10 protein-coding genes are annotated in these 10,154 nt (G+C 40.6%); 5 read left to right on the top strand and 5 right to left on the bottom strand.

Going from position 1 to position 10,154, the window contains the following annotated elements; all coding sequences use genetic code 11:
• Nucleotides 1–9 precede the first annotated feature (9 nt).
• The 4 genes from HMPREF1019_RS04935 to HMPREF1019_RS04920 all read right to left on the bottom strand — a co-directional run bounded on the left by HMPREF1019_RS04935 (nucleotide 10) and on the right by HMPREF1019_RS04920 (nucleotide 4,227).
• Complete coding sequence (locus tag HMPREF1019_RS04935) at nucleotides 10–1,251, bottom strand: PDC sensor domain-containing protein (RefSeq protein ID WP_009294610.1); 1,242 nt, start codon at nucleotides 1,249–1,251, stop codon at nucleotides 10–12.
• Between the two features lie 95 nt (nucleotides 1,252–1,346).
• On the bottom strand, nucleotides 1,347–2,543 hold the full coding sequence (locus HMPREF1019_RS04930; protein WP_009294609.1) for an MFS transporter: 1,197 nt from the start codon (nucleotides 2,541–2,543) through the stop codon (nucleotides 1,347–1,349).
• Between the two features lies 1 nt (nucleotide 2,544).
• Entirely contained in the window at nucleotides 2,545–3,750 is a 1,206-nt protein-coding gene (locus tag HMPREF1019_RS04925; RefSeq protein ID WP_009294608.1) for a copper resistance protein NlpE, read from the bottom strand.
• 48 nt (nucleotides 3,751–3,798) lie between these two features.
• Entirely contained in the window at nucleotides 3,799–4,227 is a 429-nt protein-coding gene (locus HMPREF1019_RS04920) for a copper resistance protein NlpE (RefSeq protein WP_009294607.1), read from the bottom strand.
• A gap of 81 nt (nucleotides 4,228–4,308) precedes the next feature.
• Here HMPREF1019_RS04920 and HMPREF1019_RS04915 point away from each other — a divergent pair, with 81 nt between their 5' ends.
• Both HMPREF1019_RS04915 and HMPREF1019_RS04910 read left to right on the top strand, forming a co-directional pair.
• Nucleotides 4,309–5,223 (top strand): SPFH domain-containing protein, encoded by a 915-nt coding sequence (locus HMPREF1019_RS04915; RefSeq protein ID WP_009294606.1) that lies wholly within the window; start codon nucleotides 4,309–4,311, stop codon nucleotides 5,221–5,223.
• A complete protein-coding gene (locus HMPREF1019_RS04910; protein ID WP_009294605.1) occupies nucleotides 5,220–5,612 on the top strand; it encodes an NfeD family protein in 393 nt (130 codons plus the stop codon). Before HMPREF1019_RS04915 ends, HMPREF1019_RS04910 begins: the two co-directional genes overlap by 4 nt.
• Nucleotides 5,613–5,632: 20 nt before the next feature.
• Here HMPREF1019_RS04910 and HMPREF1019_RS04905 read toward each other — a convergent pair whose 3' ends face one another.
• A complete protein-coding gene (locus tag HMPREF1019_RS04905; protein WP_009294604.1) occupies nucleotides 5,633–5,845 on the bottom strand; it encodes a hypothetical protein in 213 nt (70 codons plus the stop codon).
• A 132-nt stretch (nucleotides 5,846–5,977) separates the two neighbouring features.
• On the opposite strand from HMPREF1019_RS04905, the gene HMPREF1019_RS04900 reads away from it, so the two are divergent.
• Genes HMPREF1019_RS04900 through recG form a run of 3 tightly spaced genes read left to right on the top strand, consistent with a single transcriptional unit; the run spans nucleotide 5,978 to nucleotide 10,058 of the window.
• Nucleotides 5,978–7,024: a dehypoxanthine futalosine cyclase gene (locus HMPREF1019_RS04900; RefSeq protein ID WP_009294603.1), complete on the top strand. Its 1,047-nt coding sequence runs from the start codon at nucleotides 5,978–5,980 to the stop codon at nucleotides 7,022–7,024.
• Nucleotides 7,025–8,254, top strand: coding sequence for a M16 family metallopeptidase (locus HMPREF1019_RS04895; RefSeq protein ID WP_009294602.1), 1,230 nt, complete (start codon nucleotides 7,025–7,027; stop codon nucleotides 8,252–8,254).
• On the top strand, nucleotides 8,244–10,058 hold the full coding sequence (gene recG / locus HMPREF1019_RS04890; RefSeq protein WP_009294601.1) for an ATP-dependent DNA helicase RecG: 1,815 nt from the start codon (nucleotides 8,244–8,246) through the stop codon (nucleotides 10,056–10,058). Before HMPREF1019_RS04895 ends, recG begins: the two co-directional genes overlap by 11 nt.
• The last annotated feature ends 96 nt before the right edge of the window (nucleotides 10,059–10,154 follow it).

Genomic DNA, 10,154 nt, shown 5'->3' with positions numbered 1-10,154 from the left:
TTATGCCCTTTAAATTTGCTGAGATAGATGTAAAGAATTTAATTTAGTTAGCTCTTTTAGTTCATTTAGCGATGGGTTGTTTGGAGTTGAGCCTATCTTTGCTCCAAGGTTTCCTTTGATCATTAAATTTGCTACCTTATTTAGCTCATCTATCATAGTGCTATCTTTTTTGATGCCAGCTACTACTTTATCGATGTTTTCATTTATCGCTTTACTCATCTCACCAAATTCATCATTTGATCTTACCTCTAGCTTGCTTGGTGCTTTTGCTTCGTAAGTTACAAATTTAAACACATCATCAAGCTTAGACTGGATGATTTTTATAGGGTTAAGAGACTTTTTAAGTAAGAAATAGACAAATGCTGAGAGGATAACTATAAATAGCACTGCTAGGATTAGTTGGATCTTTAGGAGAGGCATAGTCTGGCTCGTGAAAGTATCGGCATTTATCGCAGCAACTGCGAGCCAGCCGTCGTCATTTATAGGTAAAATTTTAGCAGTTACATTTTCGCCTTTTTCGTTTGTATAGGATATGAGACCATTCTCATCAAAATCTTTATTTGCATATTTTTGAGCTAAAAGTTTTGTGGATTTTACAGCTTTGCCAAGTAGATCTAATGTATCATGAACTAAAACTACGCCATCTTTGTTCATAAAATATATATAACCAAACTCAGTCTTTCCCATGTCAAGCAGTTTTTCAGCAATGCTTTGACTATCGACATCTATACCGCTTACACCAACTACTTTACCATTTTTATAAAGTGCAGTGGAGAATGTGATGACTAACCTATTTGTTGTTGCATCTACATAAGGTTCTGAAAAGACTGTTTTGCCACTATCTTTAGCTTCCTTATACCAGTCTCTTGTCCTAGCGTCATAATCATCTTTTTCCTTAGTTAGTATTTCACCGGTGCTTACATATAGTTTAGGCTCGCTTTCTATGCCATAATAGATATCGCCAACGATATCATTGGAGTTTTCTTTTTCTACTTTTAGTTTAGATATAAATTCATTATCGCTATTTAAATTTGTCAAATTTTTAGTAAGCCTCTTTGAAGCATCGCTATAATCAGCAATAAAACTTTGTGCTACTGATTTTGCATCTTTTAAAATTTGATCTTGATTTTGACTAACTAACTCAATAGTCTTGTTCTGAGCGGTGTAGTAACTAGTGGCTGACATAGCCACAAACGAAATACATAGAGCAACTATTAACATTAGCGCTATTTTATTGGTGATTGACTTCACACGAATTCCTTTACATAATGATTTGAATTTTATATCGGTTAATTATAAAATAATTGAATATTAGTTTTAAAAAATTTAATTAAAAATAAATATTATTACCTTATCTCATACCTTTTTGAAACTACGTGGTAGTAAAAGGCTCCAACGAAAAAGAGGCTTCCCATAAAGGTTGCGATCATCTCCACGCTTAGTCCAAGCTCGTATAAAAAGCCAATCGCAAATGAGATAAGCGCGCTAAATCCAAGAAAAACCATATCGTTATAGGCGATCACGCGGCCGTAAAATCCCTTTTGGCAGTTTTGCTGAAGTAGCGTGTAGGTGTAGCTCCAAAGGCTTGAGGTGCAAAAGCCTGCAAAGACGATGCCAACGAGCGCTAGGTAGAAATTTTGAAGCGACAATGCCCAGATGATGATGCCAAGCCCTTGACCGATGTAGATGTAGATGAGCGTTTTTTTATTCATAAATTTACTAAGCATGGCTGGTGCAAACATAAGCGAGATCGATCTTGAGGCGTTTAGCAGGCCAATAACTAGCGAGGTTGAGAGCAAATTTGCGTATCTATAGTCAGCCAAAAGCGCGATAAGCGCGTCATAAGCGGTAATGCCAACAAAGGCATGCAAAAATATAAGATGGACTATGAGCCTATTTTCTTTTAGATATTTAAGGCCGTTTTTTAGCATTTTTAGAGGTTTTTCTATAAATTCTGGCTTTAACTCGTCTAGCTTTAAAAGATATAAAAAGCCAAAACTGCAAAGATAAAGAGCTCCGTCAAGCAAAAAGGCGCTTTTGATACCAAAAAAGTGTATATAAACGCCAGCAAGCCCTATGCCAGCGGTGTATGAGACCGCCCAGATGATCGAGTGGATCTCGTTTGCAAGCTTTAGGCTCTCTTTGCTTAAAATTTTTGGCAGCACGCTCATCTCTACTTGAAAATACATCCCGCCAACACCGTTTCTGATAAAAATGATAAGCAAAAGCAACCATAAATAATCAAGCGAATTTATAAAAAGTAGCATAAAAACGCTTATGGTCTCAACCGCCATCATGATAACGAGCATCGGTTTTGGGCTAAATTTATCAACCAAAATGCCACTAAACGGAGCGATGACAACACCCGGGATAAATGCCATCGCCGCACTTAGTGTAAGCGCCCAAACAGGAGCGTCAAGCGAGATAAGTAGCGTAAAGATGCCAGTGTGTGAGAACCACACACCAAAGTAGCACATGAGCTGGATGGTGCTTAAAAGGCGGAAATTTCTCTCGTCCTTTAAAAGCTTAAGATACTCTTTCAAGCTACTGGTTCCACATGAGAGTTATCTGTTCTATCTGCGCCTCGTCTGGGATCTGGCTTAAGCTTGTTATCTCTTTTGCGAGTGGATTTTTAAGCTTTATTAGCATGTCGTGGCTGTCTATTTTTAGATAGATATTGTTTGCGTCGCTTTGAAATTTAGAGATGACAAGGGCGTTTTTTATATCTTTGAAATTTGATTTTAGGCTGATATTTTCAGGAGTTTTAAACTCATTTGAGTAAATTTCAATGCTTGTGATGATGCCATTTAGCAAGGTGTATTCAAAAATTCTCTCGTTTTTATTTGTGACGATGTAGCTATTTTCTTTTTTAGTATTATCTCTTTTTATGTTTTTTGCGCCATAAAATTTCATCACATCAGCATTTGCTGACTCGTTTGTAAGTTTAGCAAAAAAGCCCTTGCCAAAGAGGCTAGATCTGCCTTTTTCTCTTTTGTAGTGTCCGCTTATGTGAGCATTTTTGCAAATTTTATCGTTTGCGATTATGAAGATGTCGTTAGCAGTTTTATGCACGCTTAAAGCCACACCTTTTTCGTCTAAAAGGTAAAAAATGCCCTTGTCATAAAGCAGCTCTGAGTTAAATTTACAAAGTGGCGAGCCGTCTTTTAGCGATGAGTAAAAGCTTATCTTTGCGCCATTTTTACTAGGCACAAGCACAAGCTCTAAAAAGCCATTTTTGTCTTTAAATTTAGAAAATCTAGCAAAAAAACTATCTTTATATGCCTTATTTACCGGCTCGTAATTATAAATTTGAGCTAGCACGCCAACTCGCTTATTTTTCTTATCATCAAGCTGAAGAAGTGAGTTTTTGTTTGGCACAAAGTAGCTAAGTGTGCCACTTTCATCTTTTAGCACGATAGCGCTCTCATCGACATCAAATGTGCCACCTTTTTCTACCAAAGTAGCAGCCTTATCCATCGTAAGCATAGTTTTTGTGTAGGTTTTGTCTTTATTTAGAGTTAGGATGGTCTTTATGCCCTCGCAGTTTGAACATGGCAAGGTGGTATAGTAGCTCGTGTAGATAGAGTTTGAAAGTATTAGTTTTTCTGGTTTTTTGGGTTTTTCGTCTCTAACTAGGGGTTTTTCTTCTTTTGATTTTTGTGTTTGCTCTTGATTTTGTGGCTTTAAATTTTCATTTTTCGCGCAGCCAATGATGAAAAATGAGATAAGTATGGCAAAAAGATATTTCATTTGCAACTCCTTAAAAATTGCAAAATTATATCATTTTGCCTTTAAAATTTATTTTACGCGTTTAAAGATGTATTTGTCTTTTAGCTCGCCAGTGACCTCTTTTTGATCCATGTCAAGCATCTTTAGGCTCTCTCCCTCGATCTTATAAAAGCTCTTCTCTTTATACTCATCAACTGTTGTGATAACGCCATTTTTTATAGAGTATTTGCCCTTGCTAACGGCTTTGTAGTTGTCTTTTGACTTGTAGTTCATCACACTTTCAAATGTGCCGTCCTTTTTTAGTGTGAGGGTTGAGTCTATGCCCATGCAGCTAGCGCAAGGTAAAAATGCCTTGTAAGTGCCTTCGATGCTGCTTACTGGAGCCATGCAGCTACCTTTTACTTCACATTTGCCTTGTGGGACGCTCGTGCTTTGGTTTGACGTAGCGCAACCTGCTAAAAGTAGAGCCGCACTTAGTGCAAAGATAAAATTTTTCATGCTGATCCTTTTTGAAAATAAAATTTAAAAATGTATTATAATACTTAAGAAAATAACAAATTATAAATTAAAGGAGAGAAGATGCAAGTTGAGACATTTGGCGTTTTAGTCGTTGTTTTGGTCATTTTTGCATTTTTGTTTTTAAAAGCTGGCATCAAGATCGTTTCGCAAGCAGACAACCTGCTGATCGAGCGACTTGGTAAATTTCACAAGGTGCTTGACGGTGGATTTCACATTATCATCCCATTTGTCGATCAGATAAGGGCGATCATAACTATAAAAGAGCAGCTTGTTGATATCACAAAACAGCAAGTCATCACAAAAGATAATGTCAATATTAGCGTCGATGGTATCGTCTTTTTAAAGGTATTTGACGCAAAAATGGCGGTTTATAACGTAGATAACTACAAGCGCGCCATTGCAAATTTAGCCATGACAACGCTTCGTGGCGAGATAGGCGCTATGAACCTTGATGATACGCTAAGCTCACGTGACCGCCTAAATGCCGCACTTCAAGTAGCCCTTGGCGACGCAGCTGGCAACTGGGGCGTAAAGATCATGCGTGTGGAAATTTCTGAAATTTCTGTCCCACTTGGCATCGAAGAGGCGATGAATATGCAGATGAAGGCAGAGCGTGAAAAGCGTGCGATCGAGCTAAAAGCCTTGGCTGAAAAAGAGGCACTAATCCGCAACGCAGAGGCGCTAAAACAAGAAAAAGTGCTTCAAGCAGAGGCGATCGAGCGTATGGCTGATGCGAAAAAATACGAGCAAATCGCCATCGCAACGGCTCAAAAAGAGGCTATGGATATGATAAATGATAGCATGAGCAAAAACGCAAATGCGGCTGAATTTCTGCTAGCACGTGATAGGGTCGGGGCATTTAGCGAGCTAGCTAAAAATAGCTCAAAAGATAAAATTTTAGTCCCTTATGAGGCGACTGAGCTAATTGGCTCGCTTAGCGTTTTAAAGAATTTCTTAGCTAAGGATAAGGCGTGATAAGTCCATTTATAATGATAGCCATCGGCGCGCTCTTGTGCGTGGCTGAGCTTATGCTATTTTCATTTTATCTGCTCTTTTTTGGCGTCGCTTTTATCATCGTTGGGGCGGTAAATTTTGGCTTTAGTTTTGAGTGGAGCTTTCAAATTTTAGCCGTCTTAGTGCTTGCATTTATCTTGCTTGCGCTCTTAAAGGCGCCGTTAAAGAGTAAATTTATGGCTAAAAAAGAGAGCTATAACGAGGAGTTTTTAGATGAGCCAGGAGTTGGCGAGATCAGAGAAAATATGGTCTATTTTAAAGGCACTCTTTGGAAGTATGACGGAGCGCTAAAAAACGGCGAGAAAGTGCAGGTTTTAGGCACTAAAGGCGATAAGGTTATATTAAAATAAAGTGCCATTTGGCACTTTATCTATTTTGCGTGAGCTGGGCAGCCTGCCGGCATTTGCTCATGCATAGCACCTTGCATGCCATAATGTGGGCAGCTTGGCATATTTTCTTGCATCATTTTTTGATGATGAGCACATCCACAACTTTCTCCTTGAGGCTTGGCTGGCTTTGGTTCATTTTTAACACAACCAACTAAAAATAGCCCGCAGATAACGGCAAATATAACCTTTTTCATAACTTGCTCCTTTAAAGAATTTCTCACATTTTAGCCTTTAAAAATTAATTTTTCATAACGCCTGATTTATCATATTTAAAAGCATTTTTGGCTAAACTCTTGCCCAAAAATAAGCAAAATAAAAGGTTAAATTTGAAAAGACTTAGTGTAAATGAAGCCATCGACCTTATAGAAAATGCACCGCTTTACGAGCTTGGCAAGATGGCGCTAGCTAGAAAAAAAGAGCTTCATCCAGATAATATAACGACCTTCATCGTAGATCGCAATATCAACTATACAAATGTCTGCTGGGTGGATTGTAAATTTTGCGCATTTTACCGCCACGCAAAAGAAGAGGACGCTTATGTGCTAAGTTTCGAGGAGATCGGCAAGAAGATCGAGGAGCTTATCGCCATTGGTGGCACGCAAATTTTATTTCAAGGTGGCGTTCATCCAAAGCTAAAGATCGAGTGGTACGAGGAGCTAGTAAGCTACATCAGCAAGCACTATCCAAGCATCACGATACATGGCTTTTCTGCCGTTGAGATCGACTACATCGCAAGAGTTTCAAAAATTTCTACAAAAGATGTCTTAAGACGCCTAAATGAAAAGGGCTTATACTCGATGCCAGGGGCTGGAGCTGAGATTTTAAGTGACAGAGTGCGTGACATTATTGCCCCTAAAAAGTGCGACACCGCAGACTGGCTTCGCATACACAAAGAGGCGCACGAGCTTGGCATGAAGACGACTGCTACGATGATGTTTGGCACGGTTGAGAGCACTCGTGAGATAGTGGAGCACTGGGAGCATATCAGAAATTTACAAGATGAAACGGCTGGATTTAGGGCGTTTATACTTTGGAGCTTTCAGGGGCTAAATACAAAGCTCATGCAAGAATTCCCTGAGATCAAAAAGCAAAGCTCAAACGTCTATCTAAGGCTTCTTGCGGTTTCAAGGCTCTTTTTGGATAACTTTAAAAATATCCAAAGCAGCTGGGTAACGCAGGGTAGCTATGTAGGTCAGCTCGCACTTCTTTTTGGCGCAAACGACCTTGGTAGCACAATGATGGAAGAAAACGTCGTAAAGGCCGCAGGTGCTAGCTTTAGGATGAATCAAGATCAGATGATCGAGCTTATAAAAGATGTCGGAGAAATTCCAGCTAAGCGCAACACAAACTACGATATTTTGGAGAAATTTTAGATGAAAATTTTAGATATCAATGTAAAAAATGTAAAAATCCCAGTCGTTTTTGAAAGCTCAAAAGCGATGCCAGTAGTGAGCCTAAAACTAGTTTTCAAGGCAGCTGGTAACTCGCAAAATGGCAAGCTAGCAGGCCTTGCAAGGCTAAGTGCAAATTTGCTAAACGAGGGCGATATGAAGCTAGGCTCGGCTAAATTCGCTAAAGAGCTTGAAGTAAGGGCGATTAGCCTAAATGCAAGCTGCGGCTTTGAGACATTTTGCATCGATCTAAACTGCCTAAAAGAGCACTTTGCCTTTGCGTGCGGCAAGCTAAAAGAGCTTATAAGTGCTCCAAATTTAACTGAAGAAATTCTAAATAGGTGCAAAACCGTCACACTTGGCGAGATCGCAGCAAATGAAAATGACTTTGACTACGTGGCAAGGCAGGGGCTCTTTGAGCTTTTATACCCAAAAAGCGTGCTTTCAGAGCCTAGTATCGGTACTAAAAAGAGCGTAAAAGCGATCACGCTTGAAGATGTGAGAAAGTTTTTAAGCGAGCATTTAGACCTTTCAAATTTGCTTTGCGTGCTTGGTGGCGACATCGATGAGAAGCAGACAAAAGAGCTAGCTAGCGTTTTAGAGATCCTAAAGCCTGGCAAGGTGCGAAAACTAGAGCGCTTTAACCCAAGTGGCAAGTGCGAAAGCAGCGAGATCATCAGGCAAAGCGAGCAGGCCTACATCTATTTTGGCTCACCATTTAATGTAAAACCTGAAGAAAAATACAAGGCTGCGGTGGCGACATTTATCCTAGGCGAGGGTGGCTTTGGCTCGAGGCTCATGGAGGAGATCCGCGTGAAAAGAGGGCTTGCATATAGCGCCTACGCTAGAAATTTGCTAAATCTCTCTTACAGCCAGCTTTACGGCTACATGCAGACAAAAAATGAGAAAAAAGATGAGGCGATCGCCGTTATAAAAGAGGAAATTTTAAAATTTAGTAAAAAAGGCGTTAGCAAGGCCGAGCTTGAGCAGGCGAAGAAATTTTTACTTGGCTCTTTGCCACTTAGACTAGAGACGCTATTTAAGCGCCTTGACATCGCGCAGGGCGAGTTTTACGAGCATGGCGAGCTTGGGGCATTTTTAAAGGATCTGGATAAAATTTCAGCCCTTTCGCTAAACGAGCTAAATAGCTTCATAAAAGCCCACGCAGAGATCAATCAGCTAAGTTTTTGCGTCTTAAAAAATGAAATTTGAAGCAAGCGACAGAGCAAAACTTCTAAAAATAGGCGTGATTAGCCTGCTCGACCTTGCTCTTGTGCTACCAAAGGGTTTTGAGGATACGACGATCGCTAAGAGCCCAAGAGAAGGGCAGGTCTGCATAAATGTAAAGATCACCTCACTCGCCTCGCGCCCTGGCATGCTAACGGCACTTGCCTTTTGCGAGCAGTGGCAAAGTAGCGTAAAGATCGTCATTTTTAACGCAAAGTCTTGGCACTACGGCGCTTTTAAGACGGGCAAAGAGATGGCTATATATGGGCTTTGCTCCTACGCCTTTGGCTCATGGCAGATCGTAAATCCTAAAATCACCACAAAAATAGGCCAGATCGTGCCTAAATTTAAGACCGAGCTAAAAGATGAGGAGCTAAAAAAACTCATCTTAAAATATCTAAATTTGCAAAATTTAATGGCCGAGGGCTTAAACGAAAAAGAGGCTAAATTTCTAGCCGATCTACAAAGGCTAGACGAGCAAAGCGTGCAAATTTTATACCGCCTAAAAAACGAGGGCAAGGGCTTAGAAATCTTAAAATTTGTAGAAATTTTTAACTACATAAAAAAGCTAAGTGCCAAAAAAACCTACTTTAAAAGCCCAAAAATCAAGCTTTTTGACATAAGCTCTTGGCTTAAGAGCTTGCCATTTACGCCGATAAACGACCAGATAAACGCCATAAATGACATCAGAGACGACCTTAGCGCCGTGCAGGCAAAAAGGCGCGTCATAATGGGCGACGTGGGAAGTGGCAAGACGCTTGTGATCCTAGCAGCAGCGCTTAGCGTCTATCCGCAAAGTGCCATTTTGATGGCGCCAACAAGCATCTTAAGCGAGCAAATTTATAACGAAGCAAAGAGGCTGCTGCCGCCTTTTATGAACGTGATGCTGGTGCGAAGCGGGGAGAAAAAGATAGACTTTAGCGGGGTAAATTTGATCGTTGGCACGCATGCGCTACTCTTTCACGAGCTGCCAAACTCGCCGCTTGTCATGGTCGATGAGCAGCACCGCTTTGGCTCAAACCAGCGCAAAAAGATAGAGGAGCTGGCTTCAAACGAGGACGAGCGAGCAAATTTCGTGCAGTTTTCAGCTACTCCGATACCTAGGACGCTAAGTTTAATCCAGTCTGAGATCGTAAACTTTAGCTTTTTAAAGCAGATGCCGTTTAAGAAAAATATAACGAGCCAAATTTTAGGCGCTAGCGAGTTTGGCTTTTTGCTAACTCACATCAAAAAGCAGCTTGCGGGCGGCTTTCAAGTAGCCATCATCTATCCGCTAGTCGAGAGCAGCGAGAGCTCAAACTACCAAAGTCTAAGCGAGGCGCAGGGCTTTTGGCTAAAGAATTTCAAAAATGTCTTCGTAACGCACGGCAAGGATAAAGAAAAAGAGGAAATTTTAAGGCGCTTTAGAGAAGAGGGCGAAATTTTGCTCTCAACAACCGTTGTTGAGGTGGGTATCTCGCTACCAAGGCTAAATACTATCGTAATCGTGGGCGCTGAGAGGTTGGGGCTTGCCACGCTTCATCAGCTGCGCGGTAGAGTGGGGCGAAATGGCGGCGATGGATACTGCTTTTTATTTACCAAGCTAAAAGAGGCGCCAGCTAGACTAAAAGAATTTTGCGCGACAAATGACGGCTTTAAGGTGGCCGAGCTCGATCTGAAAAACCGCCAAAGTGGCGATATACTAAATGGCTTTTTTCAGCACGGAGCGACCTTTAACTTCTACGACTACGAGGATGATATCACGCAGGCTGCAAAAGCCAGAGTAGCGGAATTTAAAAATAACGTTTAAATTGTTAAATTTAGGGTGGATGATTGCTTTTGGCTGAAGGGATATAAATTTGCGTCAAATTTAAGATGAGGGCGCAAGCTTTTACGGCTAGCTTTA

Origin of the sequence: Campylobacter sp. 10_1_50 (assembly GCF_000238755.1) — a bacterium.
Taxonomy (GTDB): Bacteria; Campylobacterota; Campylobacteria; order Campylobacterales; family Campylobacteraceae; genus Campylobacter_A; species Campylobacter_A concisus_R.
The sequence above is the reverse complement of the archived record's forward strand: the minus strand, read 5'-3'. Positions and strand labels throughout refer to the sequence as shown.